The sequence below is a fragment of the Streptomyces sp. NPDC001380 genome (assembly GCF_042895785.1).
In the GTDB taxonomy this organism is placed as follows: domain Bacteria; phylum Actinomycetota; class Actinomycetes; order Streptomycetales; family Streptomycetaceae; genus Peterkaempfera.
Window position 1 is genome coordinate 31,264 of sequence record NZ_JBIAWP010000013.1, and the last position, 15,494, is coordinate 46,757.

A 15,494-nucleotide genomic window follows, 5' to 3' on the forward strand; every position below is an offset into this window, starting at 1 on the left:
CGCCGTACGCCCTCCCCTGCCTGCTTTCCGCCGGCCGCTCTCCGCCGGCCGGGGCGGCACCGGCCGGGACGGCGCCCGCCCCGGCCCGCGGTCCGGTGCGGCCGGTCAGCCCCCCGCGCGGCGCTGCACGGCCACGGCGGCGTCCACCGCCTCCCGGACGGGGAGCAGCCGGCAGGGGGCGGACCCGAGGGTCCCGACGGGCACGCGGACCAGCCGCCGCACCTCGCGGTCGAGCGCGGCGAGGTGTCCGTCGTCCAGGGCGGGCGCCGCGAACCGGCGCCACTCCGGGCCGCCGTCCGCGCCCCGCACCACGCAGGCGTACTCCCGGGGCGGGAACCGGCCGGTCCGGTAGTCCGCCAGGTGGTAGACGGTGCACCGCTCGATCGGGCCCACCACCAGGGCCTGCCCGCCGGCCCGGTACAGGGCGCCCAGCGGCGACTCCTCGCCGAGGTGGCTCTCCAGCGGGTGGCGGCGCACGAGGTCCGCGGCGGCCGGGCCGACGGCCGCGAAGGACGTCTGCGGGTGGCGGCTGCGCAGCGCGCCCGGCGTGGTGCGGATCTGCTCGGCCAGGCGGCCCATGGTGGGGGACGCCGGGGTCGCGGCCGGGTCGAAGGGGGGCATGGCGGCGAGGTGGGCGGCCAGCCCGGCCTCGTCCATGCCGCGCACCCGCTCGCGGTGGAGCGGGGAGGTGGTGGAGTTCTCCGGGGTGGCGGTGTAGCCGACCAGCGTCCCGCCGGGGCCGAGGGCGGTGCGCAGCGCCGCCACCACCGCCGCGGCCCCGCCCACCACCGGTCCGACGCTGCGCAGCGACGCCTGCACCAGCAGGACGCCTCCCGGCCGGACGCCGAGCGCCGCCAGGTCCCGGGCGAGTCCGGCCGCGGTGTGCGGCGGAGCCGGCACGGCGGGCTCAGCTCCCGGCCGCGGCACGGGCCTGCCATGCCTCCCGGTGGCGCTGTGCGGCCAGCCGCGCGCCGCGGGCCGCCTCGGGGGCGACCGGCTCCTCCAGCCAGGGGGCGACCGTCGCCCGCATGCCCTCGGCGAACCGCATGCCCAGGGGGGTGAGCGACCCGGAGCCGGCCAGCACCTCCACGGCCTCCGCGGTGTGCCGGCGCCAGCGGGCGAAGTGCACCTCGGCCTCGGCGGCGGCCGCACCCCGCGCCGTGTGCCGCCGCACCCGCCAGAAGTCGGCCACCGCGATGTGGGCGTACGTCCCCTGCAGCAGGCCCTCCAGCGGGCGGGGGTCCTCCCGCCACGGCGCGTAGTGGAGCCGGGTGTCCTCCGGGTCGTGGAGGTCGGCGAGGTCCAGGACGGCGCCGAGCTTCACGTGCTGGAACTCGTGGACCAGCAGCAGTGCCAGCACGTCCGCCCGGCCGGGCCGGGCGATGCCGACCGCGCCGAACGCCTGCCGCACGGCGGCGCTGACGTCCTGTCCGGCGGGCGCCTCCAGCGGGGTGACGGTGGACAGGCCGGCGGACAGGCCCGGCGCGTACCGGGGCAGTTCACGGCCGATCAGCTCCCAGGCCTCGGCGAGTCCCGCGCGCCAGGCCTCGGCCTCGCCGTCCGGCAGCCGCCCGGCCACCGGCCACTGGTGGCCGTCGCGGTACGGGTCGGTGTCCTCCAGCGCCACCGTCCACCCGGGGGCGGCCAGGCGCCGCACGGGGTGCCAGCGGTCGCCCGGCGGGTCGTCGCGGCCGATCCGCAGCACGGCGCCGCCCGCCGCCACGGTGAAGCCGTCCGGGCCGCCGGACACCACGGCCTCGCCGCCGTCGCCGCCCACGAGCACCCTGCCCAGGGTGGGCAGCCGCACCGCGCCGCCGCGCACCGGCACCCGGACCGGCTCGTCACGGCCCGCACGCAGGGCGGCCGCGGCCGCGACCTCCGCCAGGCCGCCCGCGTCGGCCCCGGCCGCGCCCTCCAGGCAGCGCACCGCCCAGGCCCGGGTGTACGGGTGGGCCAGCACCGCGTCCAGCGCGTCCGGCGCGTCGGAGTCGAGGGCGGTGAGCAGCTCCCAGGCGGCCGCGGCGGGGGCGGACCGGTCGGCGGACAGGTCCGCCGACCGCTGCCGGACGGCGGCGAGCAGCTCGCGCACGATGCCCAGCTGGGCCCGCGCCAGGGAGCGGACCGCCTCGGCGCCGCCGAAGCCGGCGGCCAGCTCGTCCAGGTGCGCCTCCGGCAGCACCGGCGGACCGGGCTGCGGGGGCGACGGGACGGGGGCGGCGGCGAGGCGGTCGCGGATTCCGGTGATCAGCTGCATGAGGTCCCCGCAGTAGACGGAGGGGTTGGCGAAGCCGCTGCCGGCACGGTACCGGTGGGCGTACAGGCCGCCGCCGCAGGAGCGGACGACCGGGCAGGCCCGGCACTCCGCGGCCAGCCCGTCGAGGCCCTGCGTCCGGGCCAGCATGCCCGGGTGGCGGGAGGCCTCGTCGAAGGTGTGGGAGAAGACGTCGAGGCCGGTGGCGGGCGCGCCGTCGAAGGCGGTCTTGAGGGAGTCGGCCTGCTCCAGCGTGCCGTCGGTCTCGACCACGACCAGGTCGGAGGGCTCCAGGCCGAGGGACTCGGTGAGGCTGCTGCCGCCGCGCAGGGTGCGCTCCACGGAGTCGAAGACCCGCACGGGGAAGGGCCGCCCCTGCCCGTCCCAGCGGTCGAGGACCGCCAGCAGCCAGTCGGCGTAGGGGGTGCCGCCGCCGGGGCGCGGCGGGGGCTGCTCCCAGGTGGCGTGCGGCAGCAGGTAGTCCACGCGGGGCGGGTCGAGCTCCGCCAGCGCGTCGTGGACGGCGGCGGGGTCGTTGCGGACGTCGACGGTGCAGAGCAGGCCCGCGAAGAGGTGCCGGTACCGGGGGCGGCGGAGCAGCCCGACGGCCCGCAGGACGTGGGGGTGGCTGCTGCGGCCGTCGGCGAAGCGGCGGTGGCGGTCGTTGGCCGTCCGGTCGCCGTCCAGCGAGATCCCGACCTTGACGCCGAACTCCGCGAACAGGTCGAGGAAGCGCTCGTCCAGCAGGACGCCGTTGGTGTGGATGCGCAGGTCGAGGGCGCAGACGCCGTCGAGGGCGCGGTGCAGCTCCTCGGCCGCCCGGCGCAGGCGGGCTGGGCCGGCGAGCAGCGGCTCGCCGCCGTGCAGCACGACATGGACCGCCGCCGTCCCATGTGCGGCGGCGTGCTCCGCGATGCGGTCGGCGGTGCGCACCAGCACCTCGTCGGGGACCGCCCGGGGGCGGCCCCGCCAGCTGGTGTCCGCGTGCTCGTACACGTAGCAGTGGTCGCACGCGAGGTCGCATCGGCTGTGCACCTTCAGCACGAACTGCCGGAGGGGCACGGGGGATCGGTCCATGTCGGCTGGTCGGGCGCCTCCTCAGATCGAGGAGCTGAAGGCGGCCACGGCGACCGGGCGGGCGGCGCCGCCGCCGGGGACGATCCGCTTCAGGGTCTCCGAGTCGGTCCGGTGGGCAAGAGAGGCGAGCGGGATCCGTGGGGACGGCGCGTCCCCACGGGGCGCGAGGGCGGGCGCAGGCGCGGGTGCGACGGAAGTGTTCAACGCGATCCCCTTGGGTAATGGGCACGGAGAGGAGGAGACGCGCCGGTTCGTCGGGCCACCTGTGTACGATCCTTCGGACAGCCATCCCGGCCATGGACCAGGGGTGGCCTTTCGGCGTGCGCGCATTGCAATGCCTGTGCGCGAAGTCTAGGGCCAGGAGCGCGGCGACGCCCGCGATCCGGGGATGTCCCGGGCGCCCCGGGCGGCGCGCCGCCGCCGGGAGTTGACGCACAGGGCGCTGATCGCGGCTTTCCCGCCGTCCGCCCCTCCGCGAACCACCCGTTCGGGCCTTCCACCGGTCGGCCCAACCCCGTGCGCCGCCCGCCCCCGCCGCCGCGGCCCGTCCGGCCGCGGGACCGGTCGGAGGGCTGCCCGGTGCCCGTCAGAGGCCCGTCCGGTGCCCGGCGGAGGCCTGTCCGGTGCCCGCCCGGGGCGCGCACGACGCGGCGGCGCGGACACGGCCGTGCCGGGGACCGGAAAAACACCGTTGCCTCCCGGCGGGGAGCGTGCCTATGGTGGCGGGACACGGGAAGGAGGTGATCCTGAGTTGAGTACTTTCAGGACGTGTGAGGTGGCTGCTTCCTAGCCGCCCCGCCCGGTTGCCGAAGCGCGGCGGCGGGCAATCCACAGCAGACACCCGACCCGCGGGCCCACCGGGATCGTCCCCCGGTGCCCGGTCGAAGGCCGCACGGCGGCCACCGGCCGGGAGCAGCCCGCGGGTTGTCCGCTGTCCGGGGACGTGTCCGGGGACGGCCGGGCCCCTGACGCTCCGGGGCTCCCCTCCGTCCGGTCCTCTCCCGGCAGCGCACGTGCCCGCCGGCGCCCCCGGCCCGGCCCCCGCGCCCCGGGACGCACCCGCGGCGGCCCTCCCCCGCCGGACCCGTCGGCCGTCCCGTCGGTCCGCAGGCGCCCCGGACTCTCCCGGACGTCCCGGACTGTCCTGGGCGCCCCCATGGTGCGGCGGGGCCCGCCGGGCCCCGCCGCACCGCGGCGCTAGGGGCAGAGCCGCTCGACGGTCCAGCCGGTGGGCGCCTCCGGGTCGGCGCGGTAGCGGAGCCGGTCGTGCAGCCGGTTCAGCCGCCCCTGCCAGAACTCGACGGTCTCCGGGTGCAGCCGGAAGCCGCCCCAGAACGGCGGCACCGGCACCCCCTCGCCCTCCGGGTAGCGGGCGGCCAGCTCGGCGTAGCGCTCCTCCAGCTCCTGCCGCGAGGCGACGGTCCGGGACTGCTCGCTGGCCCAGGCGCCCAGCTGGGAGCCGTGCGGGCGGGTGCGGAAGTAGGCGGCGGTCTCGTCGCGGCCGACCCGCTCGACGGAGCCGGTGACGATCACCTGGCGGGCGACGGGGTGCCAGGGGAAGAGCAGCGACGCGTGCGGGTTGGCGTCCAGCTCGGCGGCCTTGCGGGAGCCGTAGTTGGTGAAGAAGACGAACCCGCGGGCGTCGTAGCCCTTGAGCAGGACGGTCCGGGAGCTGGGCCGCCCGGCGGCGTCGGCGGTGGAGAGCACCATCGCGTTGGGCTCGTGGATCCCCGCCGCCCCGGCCTCGGCGAACCAGCGGCCGAACTGCGTGACCGGGTCGTGGGCCAGTTCGTGCTCGGCGAGGCCTGCGGCGCTGTACTGGCGGCGCATGGAGGCCGGGTCCGGCTCGGGGAGGCGTCCCGCCCCGCCGGGTTCGGGCGGGGAGGCCGGCGGCTCGGGGACGGGCGTACGACGGGCTGCGGGGCGGGCGCTGTCCGGGAGATGCACGCCCCCATCATCGCGTACGGCGCCCCTCCGCGGGGTGTCCGCCGCCCGGGCGATGTGCCGTGGGTCACGCCGGGCGGGGCGGCCCCGGGGCGCCTCCGGGGCGGTCGCGCCCCTGGTCGGGGCGGTCCGGGGGCGGCGCGACCAGCGGTGTCCCCGGCGGTCCGGCGGGGAGGCCGGGGCGCGGCGGGCGTCGCGCCCCGGCCTCCCCCCCGCCGCGGCGGAGCACGGCGCGCTGCACGCGGTGCCCGGGAATCTGGCACCGCGTGCCATGCGGGCGTACGCTGCGCATCACCCCGCACAGCACGGACAGCACTGCCACCCCAGCCAGACCGCGAGGCGTACCAAGCCGTCAGGTCGTCCGGACCAACCAGATCAAGAGGAGCCGCCCGATGTCCGATTTCGTACCCGGACTCGAAGGTGTCGTCGCGTTCGAGACCGAGATCGCCGAGCCCGACAAGGAAGGCGGCTCGCTGCGCTACCGCGGCGTGGACATCGAGGACCTGGTCGGACACGTCTCGTTCGGGCACGTCTGGGGCCTGCTGGTGGACGGCAAGTTCAACCCGGGCCTGCCGCCGGCGGAGCCGTTCCCGATCCCGGTCCACTCCGGCGACATCCGGGTCGACGTGCAGTCCGCGCTCGCCATGCTGGCCCCGGTGTGGGGCCTCAAACCGCTCCTGGACATCGACGCCGAGGAGGCCCGCGACGACCTCGCGCGCGCCGCGGTGATGGCGCTGTCGTACGTCGCCCAGTCGGCGCGCGGCCAGGGCCTGCCGATGGTGCCGCAGCGGGAGATCGACAAGGCCGAGACGATCGTCGAGCGGTTCATGATCCGCTGGCGGGGCGAGCCCGACCCCAAGCACGTCAAGGCCGTCGACGCCTACTGGACGTCGGCCGCCGAGCACGGCATGAACGCCTCCACCTTCACCGCCCGCGTCATCGCCTCCACCGGCGCCGACGTCGCCGCCGCGCTCTCCGGCGCGGTGGGCGCCATGTCCGGCCCGCTGCACGGCGGCGCCCCCTCCCGCGTCCTCGGCATGATCGAGGAGATCGAGCGGACCGGCGACGCGGTCGGCTACGTGAAGAACGCCCTGGACAAGGGCGAGCGCCTGATGGGCTTCGGCCACCGCGTGTACCGCGCCGAGGACCCGCGCGCCGCCGTGCTCCGCCGCACGGCCAAGGAGCTGGACGCGCCCCGCTTCGAGGTCGCCGAGGCGCTGGAGAAGGCCGCCCTGGAGGAGCTGCACAACCGCCGCCCCGACCGGGTGCTCGCCACCAACGTCGAGTTCTGGGCCGCGATCATGCTGGACTTCGCCGAGGTCCCGGCGCACATGTTCACCTCGATGTTCACCTGCGCCCGCACCGCGGGCTGGTCGGCGCACATCCTGGAGCAGAAGCGCACCGGCCGCCTCGTGCGCCCCTCCGCCCGCTACGTGGGCCCCGGCCCGCGCAGCCCGCGCGAGGTCGAGGGCTACGGCGACATCGCCCGCTGACCCGCGCCCGCGCCCGTGGCGTCTGACGCCTGACGCCGCCCGTACCGCCTGGCGTGTGCCGCCCGGCGGGCGGCGGCACGGGCCCCGGTGCCGCCGCCCGGCCCCTCCCCGAGGGGCCGGGCGGCGGCGTCCGACACGCGTCTCAGCCGCTGGACGGCGGCTCCGCAGCGGCGGGGGCGGCCGTTACGCTTCGACTGTGGCTCAGATCCGGATTCCCGCTGACATCAAGCCCGCCGACGGCCGCTTCGGCTCCGGCCCGTCCAAGGTACGGCCCGAGGCGCTGGGCGCCCTCGCCGCCACCGGCACCTCCCTGCTGGGCACGTCCCACCGCCAGGCCCCGGTCAGGAACCTGGTCCGGCGGGTGCGCGACGGCGTGAGCAGCCTCTTCTCCCTGCCCGAGGGCTACCAGGTGGTCCTGGGCAACGGCGGCTCCACCGCCTTCTGGGACATCGCCGCCTTCGGGCTGGTGCGGGAGAAGTCCCAGCACCTGCACTTCGGCGAGTTCTCCTCGAAGTTCGCCGCCGCCACCAAGGCCGCGCCGTGGCTGGCCGACCCGAGCGTGGTGAAGTCCGAGCCGGGCACCCACCCGCTGCCCGTGGCCGAGGCCGGCGTGGACGCCTACGCGCTCACCCACAACGAGACCTCCACCGGCGTCGCCATGCCGATCCGCCGGGTCGAGGGCGCCGACGAGGGCGCGCTGGTCCTGGTGGACGCCACCTCCGGCGCCGGCGGCCTGCCCGTCGACATCACCCAGAGCGACGTCTACTACTTCGCCCCGCAGAAGTGCTTCGCCGCCGACGGCGGCCTGTGGATCGGCGTCTTCTCCCCTGCCGCCCTGGAGCGCGCCGCCGAGATCGCCGGCTCCGGCCGGTACATCCCGACCTTCTTCGACCTGCCGACCGCGATCGACAACTCGTCGAAGGACCAGACGTACAACACCCCGGCCCTGGCCACCCTCTTCCTGCTGGCCGACCAGCTGGACTGGATCAACGGGCAGGGCGGCCTGGACTGGGCGGTCGCGCGGACCGCGGACTCCTCCTCGCACCTGTACACGTGGGCCGAGAAGTCCCCGTACGCCAACCCGTTCGTCGCCGAGCCGGCGCAGCGCTCGCAGGTGGTCGGCACGATCGACTTCGCGGAGGGCGTGGACGCGGCCGCCGTCGCCAAGGTGCTGCGCGAGAACGGCATCGTGGACACCGAGCCCTACCGCAAGCTGGGCCGCAACCAGCTGCGCGTGGCCATGTTCCCGGCGGTGGACCCGGCGGACGTCGAGGCGCTGACCGCCTGCATCGACCACGTGGTCGAGAAGCTTTGACCGCGCGGCGCCGCACCGGCGCCCGCGACGCGGCGGCCCCGTCCCGGAACCCTCCGGGACGGGGCCGCCGCCGTTTCCTCCCGCCGACGGCCGGGCGGGGCACCCCCGGGAGGCGGCCGGCCGGGATTTCGCCTCGGCCGGGGGGCCGGGACTTCCGCCGAGGGGGCGGGGCCTCCGCCGAGGGGGCGTGGCCTCAACCGGGAGGCGTGGCCTCAACCGAGGAGGCGGGACCTCAGCCGAGGAGGGAGAGGCCGAGCGCTGCCGCCAGGAGGACGCCGTAGCCGGCCGAGGCCGCCGCCACGGCGCGGGTGCGGCGCGCCGTGTCCCATCCGGCGGCGGCGAGCAGCCGGGCGAGGGCGGGGAGCACGAGGACACCGTGCAGGGCGACCCCGTGGACCGGCTTGAGGAAGCCCACCGCGTGATACGCCTCCTGCTGGTGCCCGGCCCGGACGAGCACCACTCCGCGGGCGATCATGACCGCTCCGGACACGAGGCCGATGAGCAGGGAGGCGAACCCGGCCCGCAGGGCCAGGCGCATGTCCGGCGGGGCGTCCGCCCGGCCCCGGAGGGCCGGGACGGCCAGGGCGCCCAGCACCCCGACGAGCACGGCCCCTCCCACGGCGAGGGTCATCGAGACCGCCGAGTCGAACGGCGTCTCCATGTCGACGTGCGAGGGGACCCGCCGCCACGCCTGCAGCGTGATCCCGCCGACCTCCACGAGGCTGTCCGCCGCGAGGACGCCCAGCAGGACGGTGCGCAGGCGCACACCCAGGCGGAGGGGGGCGGACACCCGGGCGACCGCTGCGAGCGTGAGGCCGAAGGAGAGGCCGAACGTGGCGGGCTTGCGCCAGGAGACCGGCCCCTCCCAGGGGCCGCCGTCGACGGCGAGGACCGCGAGGTGGAACAGGCCGGACGCGGCGAGCACGGCGGCGAGGACGAGGCAGGCGCGCTCGGTGCGGCGCGCCTGCGCCCACGCCCGCCCCACCGCCCCGGAGGCGGCGGGACGCGCGGCGGGCGCGAGGAGCGGGCGGGTCATCACGGCCTCCCGTCGGCGGGGCGCACGGCGCACACCCGGGTCGATTACCAAGCATAAATGATTACAGAGTATGAATCATTTTTGAAGCGGTAGCATTCTGCCGTGAGTGCGGAGGAGGACGGGCCCCGAGGCCCGCAGAGGACCGGTGTGGCGTTCGCCCTGGCCCAGCTCGGGGCCCACGCGACCGGCCTGTTCGCCCGGCGCCTGGAGGAGCTCGGCCTGACCCCCGCACAGGCCGGCCTGCTCCGCCTGCTGGCGGCGGCACCCGGGCGCAGCCAGAAGGAGATCGCCGCCGACCTGGGCATGCCGCCCAGCCGCTTCGTCCCCTTCGCCGACGAGCTCGACCGGCGCGGGCTCATCGAGCGGCGCCGGGACCCCGAGGACCGCCGACGGCACGCCGTGCACCTGACCCCGGACGGCCGGGACCTTCTCGACCGGCTGGCCCGGGCCGGCCGGGAGCACGAGCGGCAGCTCTGCCGGGGCCTGTCCGACGGCGAGCGGGAGCAGCTGCTCGGGCTCCTGGACCGCGTCGTGGCGGAGCAGGGCCTGACGCCGGGCGTGCACCCGGGGTACCGGGCCGGCTGAGCCCGCTCCCCCGGCGCAGGACCGGGACCGGGCGCGGCGGCGGGCACCGGGCGTCGCGGGCACGCCGGGCCCGGCCCGCCCGGCCGCGGCCGGGCGGCGGGCAGGGCGGGCCGCAGCACGGCCGGGACGGGGCCGCGAGCGGCGTGGGCCGTCGGGGTCGGGCCCGTAGGCCGACCGGCGGCTTTCCGCGCGGCGGCGGCCTGAGCGGGGCGTTCCCGGGCGAGACACCCCCTGTCGGCGCGTGGTCCCACCGCGCCGCGGCACCCGAGACAGGAAGCTCCCGCATGGCCCTGACGCGCCCCCTCCCCCGTGCCCTGGCAGCCGCCCTGGCGTGCGCCGCAGCCGCCGCGGCGGCGCTGCCCGCGGCGCCGTCCGCCGCCGCCGGTCCCGCCCCGGCCGCGCCGGTGCGGACGGCCGCGGCCGGCGCCACCGCCGCGGCCCCCGGGGGGCAGGTCTCCGCCCGGGCCCGCGCCGCGGCGGCCGGGAGCTGGATCGTCACGCTGAAGGCCGCGCTGCAGGCCGACTCCGCCCGGGGCACCCAGGCGGCCGGCCGGGCGGGGCGGGACCTGGTGGCCCGGTACGGCGGCACCGTCCGGCACGTCTACGGCGCCGCCCTCAACGGCTTCTCCGCCCGCCTCGACGACGACCAGGCGCGACGCCTCGCCGCCGACCCCGCCGTCCGCTCGGTCCACCGGGACGCCGTGGTGCACGCCACCGCCGACCGCGCCGCGGGGACCGCCACCCAGGCGGCCCCGCCCTCGTGGGGCCTGGACCGGATCGACCAGCAGGCCCTGCCGCTGGACTCCGCCTACCGCTACCCCGACACCGCCGGGGCGGGCGTCACCGTGTACGTGGTCGACACCGGCGTGCGGACCGGCCACCGGGACTTCGGCGGGCGCGCCTCCTCCGGCTACGACTTCGTCGACGGCGACGCCACCGCCCAGGACGGCAACGGCCACGGCACCCACGTCGCCGGGACGGCCGCCGGGACCGCCCACGGCGTCGCGAAGCGGGCCACGGTGGTGGCCGTGCGGGTCCTGGACGACGCGGGCTCGGGCACCGCCTCCGACGTGGTGGCCGGGATCGACTGGGTGACCGCCCACGCCCGCAGGCCCGCCGTGGCCAACCTGAGCCTCGGCGGGGGCGCGAACGCCGACATCGACGCCGCCGTCCGCAACTCGGTCGCCGCGGGCGTCCCGTACACGGTCGCGGCGGGCAACGACGGCGCCGACGCGTCCGGCGGCTCACCGGCCCGGGTCCGCGAGGCCCTGACCGTCGGCGCGACGGCCAGGGACGACACCCGCGCCGACTACTCCGACTACGGTCCGGCGGTCGACCTCTTCGCCCCCGGCTCCGACATCACCTCGGACTGGGCCACCGGCGACACCGCCACCCGGACCGTCTCGGGCACCTCGATGGCGGCGCCCCACGCGGCCGGCGCGGCGGCCCTCTACCTCGCCGGGCACACCGGCGCCTCCCCGGCGGAGGTGGCGGCCGCGCTCACCGGTGCGGCCACCGGCGGGAGGCTCGCCGGGGTGGGGAGCGGCAGCCCGGACCTGCTGCTGCGGGTCACCGGTTGACCCCGCCGGGGCGGGCGGGGCAGGGCCGCCCGCCCCGGCGGCATCCGCACGCCGCACCGGGACGGCCCGGAAGCCCCGCGCCGGGACGCGGCCCGGGGACGTGCCCGCGCGCCGCCCCGGCGGCCCTCAGCCCCGACCTCGGCCCCGCCCCCGGGCGCGGGCGCGCCGGCGCAGTCCGGCCGCGGCCAGCGCGACCGCCCCGGCCCCGGCGAGGACCGCCGCCGTCCGCCCGGTGAGGGTCCCGGCGCCGGCGGGCGCGCCGGACGGGCCGGGCCGCGGCCCGGCGGAGCCCGCCGGCCCGCCGCTCCGGGCGGGCGAGGGGGATCCGGCCGGGCGGGCCGAGTCCGGCAGCGCGGCGCCCGTCAGCGGCTGCCGCCACACGGAGGTGCCGCGGCCCTCGCTGCCGTACAGCAGCGCCCGGCCGTCCGGCGTGAAGGCGACGCCCTCCCCCTGCCGCTGCAGGGGGACGTCGACCGGGCCCAGCGGCTGCGGGGCGCCGTCCCGCCAGCGGTAGGCGTCGGCCGAGAAGTAGCCGCGCAGCACCAGCCGGGTGCCGTCCGGGGAGAAGGCGCCGTCGGTGACCGTCGACGGCACGTCGGCGATGCGGCGGAAGACGTTGACGCCGGACGTCGAGAGCCGACGGGGGCCCGCGTAGAGGCCGCCCCCGGAGCCCTGCTTGGAGGCGATGTACACCCGGCCGGTGCGGGGGTGGACCATCAGCGCCTCGGCGTTGCGCGGGCCGTCGGCGTAGCGGACGGTGTACCGGACGGCCCGGACGGTCGTGTCGTGCAGCGGGCCCGCGGGCTCGGCGAAGCGGTAGATCCACACCTCCGGCCACCGCCCGCCGAGGTTGTCGCCGATGTCGGCGAGGTACAGGGCGGGGCGGCCCCGGTCGTCGCGGCCGAGCGAGACCGCCTCGGCGTCGCGCGGGGCGACGCCGGCGAGGGTGACGGTGGCGAGGGTGCGGCCGGTGCGCCCGTCCACGGCGAAGACGCGGCCGCCGTCGTCGCTGTCGTTGTGGGTCCAGACCACGCCGGGGTGGAGGGCGCTGGCGGCCAGGCCGCTGGACTCGGTGATGCGGGGGTCGCGGAAGGCGAAGAGGTCGCCGGCGCCGTCCGCGGCCGGGGCCGTCCCGGCCGTGCCGGCCCACAGCGCCGCCGCCGCTGACGCCACCGCCGCGGCCCTCGCCCCGGGCCGCGCCGCCCGCCGCTCCCCCGCCCCGCCCCGTCGCTCCATGCGCCAAGCCTGGCACGGCCCCGGCGCGCGCCGCAGCCGGGTACGGGTCAGCGCAGCAGGGCCCCCACCAGCACGGCGAGCAGGAGGAGCAGCAGCGCGGCGGTCACGACGCGGGTTCGGGTCTTGGGATCCACGGGCCCGAGACTACTCCGGGGTCCCGCCCTCCCCGGCCGGCGGGCGGCCGAGGGGCCAGCTGCGCAGGACGGTGTACCGGGCGGGCCCGGCGCCGAGGAGGCTCCGCACGAGCTGCACCTCGACGGCCTCCCACGCCGTGCCCCGGAAGCCGGCCAGCTCCGCCGCGAGGGCCCGCAGGTCGGGCCGGTCCCGGTCCGGGGTGCCGCGCGGGGGGCGGTGGGGGGCGCCGCGCGGGACGCTGCTGCGGGCCAGGGTGAGGTGGGCCCGGTACGGGCGGTCGTCGTCGGCGGCGGGGGCGCCCGCACGTCGGGCGGCGGCCTGCACGGAGGCGGCGAGGCGGCGCAGGGCGGGGGTGTCGCCGCGGACCCCGGCCCACAGGGCGCGGTCGCCGAACCGTCCGCCGCCGGCGAGGCTCAGCCGGTGCGCCTCGTGCCGCCGTGCGGCCCGGGCGAGCCGCTCCTCCAGGTCGGGGAGCGCCTCCTCCGGGACCTCGCCGAGGAAGGCGAGGGTGAGGTGCCAGCTGTCGGGCTCGGTCCAGCGCAGCGGCAGACCGGCGGCGGCGGCGCGCAGCGCCCGCACCTCGGCGTCGAGCTCGGCGAGCGCGGCCCGCGGGGGCGTCACCGCGACGAAGAGCCTCATCCGTCCCTCCTCCCCGGACGTCCCCGGACGTCCCCGGACGTCCCCGGACGTGCTCGGACGTCCCCGGACGTGCTCGGGCGCTCCCGGGCGTGCCCGGCGGCCGTCCCGCCGGGGCGCCGTCCCGCCGCACCCGGGGGGCTGGCGCCGCCCGGCGGCGACCCGATAGGAACAACTGTATGAAGATCCGAACCGGCGGGCCCGACGACGCGCCCGCCCTCCTCGCCCTGCTCGACGACGCCGTCGCCTGGCTCGTCTCCCTCGGCCGCACCGGCCAGTGGGGCACCGAGCCATGGTCGGCCCGCCCCGCCGCCGCGGAGCGCGTCCGCCGCTACGCCCGCGACCACCTCGTCCGCGTCGCGGAGACCGTCGACGGCCGCCCGGCGGGGGTCTGCGTCCTCGCCGAGGAGCCGCCGAAGTACGCCCCGCCCGTGGCCGGGCGGGAGCTGTACGTACGGCTGCTGGTGACCGACCGGGCCCTGTCCGGGAGCGGCGTCGGCCGGGCCCTGGTGGAGGACGCGGCCGCCGAGGCCCGCCGCCGGGGCATCGCCCTGCTGCGGGTGGACTGCTACGACGGCGACGACCACCGCCTGGTGCGACAGTACGAGGCCCTGGGCTTCACCGCGGCCGACGGCTTCACCGTCGAGGCGCCCGGCCGGGAGCCCTGGCCGGGCCGGATCCTGGAGCGGCGTCCCTGACGCGCCCCGCGCCGGCCCGGCCGGCCGCCCTCAGCAGGCGGTGGCCAGCTCCTCACGCGACTCGCGGGCCTCGCCGCCGGCCGCGTCGCCGTCCGGGCGGCGCGGCACCAGGGCGACGATCCGCCCGCGGTGCCCGGCGTGCAGGTCCACCCGGACCCGCAGCCCGGCCGAGCGGGCCAGGACGGCGGCGACGGCGCCGGCCGCGGCGGCCGAGACCAGGCCGCAGGCCAGCAGGCCCACCCGGGGCCCGTACTGCTCGGTGACCCAGCCGACGACCGGGCTGCCGATCGGCGTACCGCCCGCGAAGACCAGCATGAACAGGCCCATCACCCGGCCGCGCATCGCGGGGTCGGTGGCGAGCTGCACGGTGGTGTTGGCCGTGGTGTTGAAGGTCAGGCCGAGCATGCCGACCAGGGTGAGCAGGGCGGCGAAGAGCCAGTAGCCGGGCGCGAAGGCGGTGACCGCCTCCAGCAGGCCGAAGCCCAGCGCCGCACCGACCAGCATCCGCAGCCGGGTGGAGCCGCGGCGCGCCGCCAGCAGCGCGCCCGCCAGCGAACCGACCGCCATGGCCGTGTTGAGCAGGCCGTACTGCCCGGCCCCGACGTGGAAGACGTCGTAGGCGAAGCCGGAGAGCAGCGTCGGGAAGTTGAACCCGAACGTGCCGACGAAGCCCACCAGCACGATCGGCCAGATCAGCTCGGGCCGCTCGCGGACGTACCGCAGGCCCTCCCGCAGCTGCCCCTTCTCACGCGGCCGCGGCGGCGCCGGGTGCAGCTCGCCGGTGCGCATGGCGAGCAGGCCGGCGATGACCGCGGCGAAGGAGAGCGCGTTGAGCGCGAACGCCCAGCCGCTGCCCACGGCGGCGATCAGCAGGCCGGCCGCGGCGGGGCCGACCAGCCGGGCCGTCTGGAAGTTGGCGGCGTTGAGGCTGACCGCGTTGCGCAGCTCGGACGGGCCCACCATCTCGGTCACGAACGCCTGCCGGGTGGGGTTGTCCACCACGGTGACCATGCCCAGCAGGAACGCGAAGGCGTACACGTGGGCGACCTCGACGGCGCCGGCGAGGGTGAGCGCCGCCAGCCCGGCGGCGAGCAGGCCCATCACGGCCTGGGTGGCGACCAGCAGCCGGCGCTTGGGGTAGCGGTCGGCGAGGACGCCGCCGAAGAGGCCGAACAGCAGCATCGGCAGGAACTGCATCGCGGTGGTCACGCCGACCGCGAAGGGGCTGCCGGTCAGGCTCAGCACCAGCCAGTCCTGGGCGATGCGCTGCATCCAGGTGCCGGTGTTGGAGACGGCCTGGCCCAGGAAGAAGTAGCGGTAGTTGCGGATGCGCAGCGAGGAGAACATCCCCCCGGCGGGGCGCTCCGGCGCGGGAGCGGGTGCGGCGGTGGGGGCCGCCGCGGTGCGTATCTCGGGGTCGTCGTCCGCGGGTCCGGCGGCGCGGGCCGCGGGCGCCGCCGGGGCCGCGGCGGGCGCGGCGGCGGGGTCGACGGCGGTCTCGGCGGTGC

Annotated in this window: 13 protein-coding genes; 5 read left to right on the forward strand and 8 right to left on the reverse strand. The window is 78.1% G+C overall.

Annotated elements, in window-relative coordinates; genetic code table 11:
• Positions 1 to 105 precede the first annotated feature (105 nt).
• The 4 genes from ACFY07_RS17405 to pdxH all read right to left on the reverse strand — a co-directional run bounded on the left by ACFY07_RS17405 (position 106) and on the right by pdxH (position 5,158).
• Positions 106 to 900, reverse strand: a complete 795-nt coding sequence (locus ACFY07_RS17405; protein ID WP_390869442.1) for an aminoglycoside N(3)-acetyltransferase — start codon at positions 898 to 900, stop codon at positions 106 to 108.
• Between the two features lie 7 nt (positions 901 to 907).
• Positions 908 to 3,328: an FxsB family cyclophane-forming radical SAM/SPASM peptide maturase gene (locus ACFY07_RS17410; RefSeq protein WP_390869443.1), complete on the reverse strand. Its 2,421-nt coding sequence runs from the start codon at positions 3,326 to 3,328 to the stop codon at positions 908 to 910.
• A 21-nt stretch (positions 3,329 to 3,349) separates the two neighbouring features.
• Positions 3,350 to 3,532, reverse strand: a complete 183-nt coding sequence (locus ACFY07_RS17415) for a hypothetical protein (protein ID WP_390869444.1) — start codon at positions 3,530 to 3,532, stop codon at positions 3,350 to 3,352.
• 993 nt (positions 3,533 to 4,525) lie between these two features.
• Positions 4,526 to 5,158 (reverse strand): pyridoxamine 5'-phosphate oxidase, encoded by a 633-nt coding sequence (pdxH, locus tag ACFY07_RS17420; protein ID WP_390869622.1) that lies wholly within the window; start codon positions 5,156 to 5,158, stop codon positions 4,526 to 4,528.
• 506 nt (positions 5,159 to 5,664) lie between these two features.
• On the opposite strand from pdxH, the gene ACFY07_RS17425 reads away from it, so the two are divergent.
• Complete coding sequence (locus ACFY07_RS17425) at positions 5,665 to 6,765, forward strand: citrate synthase 2 (protein WP_230649005.1); 1,101 nt, start codon at positions 5,665 to 5,667, stop codon at positions 6,763 to 6,765.
• 196 nt (positions 6,766 to 6,961) lie between these two features.
• The gene (gene serC, locus ACFY07_RS17430) at positions 6,962 to 8,080 is read left to right on the forward strand and encodes a phosphoserine transaminase (protein ID WP_390869445.1); all 1,119 of its coding nucleotides are present in this window, start codon (positions 6,962 to 6,964) and stop codon (positions 8,078 to 8,080) included.
• Positions 8,081 to 8,312: 232 nt separating this feature from the next.
• Here serC and ACFY07_RS17435 read toward each other — a convergent pair whose 3' ends face one another.
• On the reverse strand, positions 8,313 to 9,116 hold the full coding sequence (locus ACFY07_RS17435; protein ID WP_390869446.1) for a hypothetical protein: 804 nt from the start codon (positions 9,114 to 9,116) through the stop codon (positions 8,313 to 8,315).
• 102 nt (positions 9,117 to 9,218) lie between these two features.
• Here ACFY07_RS17435 and ACFY07_RS17440 point away from each other — a divergent pair, with 102 nt between their 5' ends.
• Both ACFY07_RS17440 and ACFY07_RS17445 read left to right on the forward strand, forming a co-directional pair.
• Positions 9,219 to 9,701 (forward strand): MarR family winged helix-turn-helix transcriptional regulator, encoded by a 483-nt coding sequence (locus ACFY07_RS17440; protein ID WP_390869448.1) that lies wholly within the window; start codon positions 9,219 to 9,221, stop codon positions 9,699 to 9,701.
• A gap of 284 nt (positions 9,702 to 9,985) precedes the next feature.
• Positions 9,986 to 11,281 carry a S8 family peptidase gene (locus ACFY07_RS17445; protein ID WP_390869450.1) on the forward strand — a complete coding sequence of 432 codons (1,296 nt, stop codon included), beginning with the start codon at positions 9,986 to 9,988 and terminating at the stop codon, positions 11,279 to 11,281.
• A 126-nt stretch (positions 11,282 to 11,407) separates the two neighbouring features.
• Here ACFY07_RS17445 and ACFY07_RS17450 read toward each other — a convergent pair whose 3' ends face one another.
• Both ACFY07_RS17450 and thpR read right to left on the reverse strand, forming a co-directional pair.
• Positions 11,408 to 12,517 (reverse strand): hypothetical protein, encoded by a 1,110-nt coding sequence (locus ACFY07_RS17450; RefSeq protein ID WP_390869451.1) that lies wholly within the window; start codon positions 12,515 to 12,517, stop codon positions 11,408 to 11,410.
• Between the two features lie 144 nt (positions 12,518 to 12,661).
• Positions 12,662 to 13,291, reverse strand: coding sequence for an RNA 2',3'-cyclic phosphodiesterase (gene thpR, locus ACFY07_RS17455; RefSeq protein ID WP_390869452.1), 630 nt, complete (start codon positions 13,289 to 13,291; stop codon positions 12,662 to 12,664).
• A gap of 176 nt (positions 13,292 to 13,467) precedes the next feature.
• Here thpR and ACFY07_RS17460 point away from each other — a divergent pair, with 176 nt between their 5' ends.
• A complete protein-coding gene (locus ACFY07_RS17460) occupies positions 13,468 to 13,986 on the forward strand; it encodes a GNAT family N-acetyltransferase (RefSeq protein WP_390869453.1) in 519 nt (172 codons plus the stop codon).
• Positions 13,987 to 14,016: 30 nt separating this feature from the next.
• On the opposite strand, the gene ACFY07_RS17465 is transcribed toward ACFY07_RS17460, so the two are convergent.
• Entirely contained in the window at positions 14,017 to 15,333 is a 1,317-nt protein-coding gene (locus tag ACFY07_RS17465; protein WP_390869624.1) for an MFS transporter, read from the reverse strand.
• Between the last annotated feature and the right edge of the window lie 161 nt (positions 15,334 to 15,494).

Bases quoted from the DNA above. Each gene is read 5' to 3' on its own strand.
- ACFY07_RS17460 (WP_390869453.1), top strand. From the start codon at position 13,468: ATGAAGATCCGAACCGGCGGGCCCGACGACGCGCCCGCCCTCCTCGCC.
- ACFY07_RS17465 (WP_390869624.1), bottom strand. From the start codon at position 15,333: ATGTTCTCCTCGCTGCGCATCCGCAACTACCGCTACTTCTTCCTGGGC.
- thpR (WP_390869452.1), bottom strand. From the start codon at position 13,291: ATGAGGCTCTTCGTCGCGGTGACGCCCCCGCGGGCCGCGCTCGCCGAG.
- ACFY07_RS17425 (WP_230649005.1), top strand. From the start codon at position 5,665: ATGTCCGATTTCGTACCCGGACTCGAAGGTGTCGTCGCGTTCGAGACC.
- pdxH (WP_390869622.1), bottom strand. From the start codon at position 5,158: ATGCGCCGCCAGTACAGCGCCGCAGGCCTCGCCGAGCACGAACTGGCC.
- ACFY07_RS17410 (WP_390869443.1), bottom strand. From the start codon at position 3,328: ATGGACCGATCCCCCGTGCCCCTCCGGCAGTTCGTGCTGAAGGTGCAC.
- ACFY07_RS17435 (WP_390869446.1), bottom strand. From the start codon at position 9,116: ATGACCCGCCCGCTCCTCGCGCCCGCCGCGCGTCCCGCCGCCTCCGGG.
- ACFY07_RS17450 (WP_390869451.1), bottom strand. From the start codon at position 12,517: ATGGAGCGACGGGGCGGGGCGGGGGAGCGGCGGGCGGCGCGGCCCGGG.
- ACFY07_RS17445 (WP_390869450.1), top strand. From the start codon at position 9,986: ATGGCCCTGACGCGCCCCCTCCCCCGTGCCCTGGCAGCCGCCCTGGCG.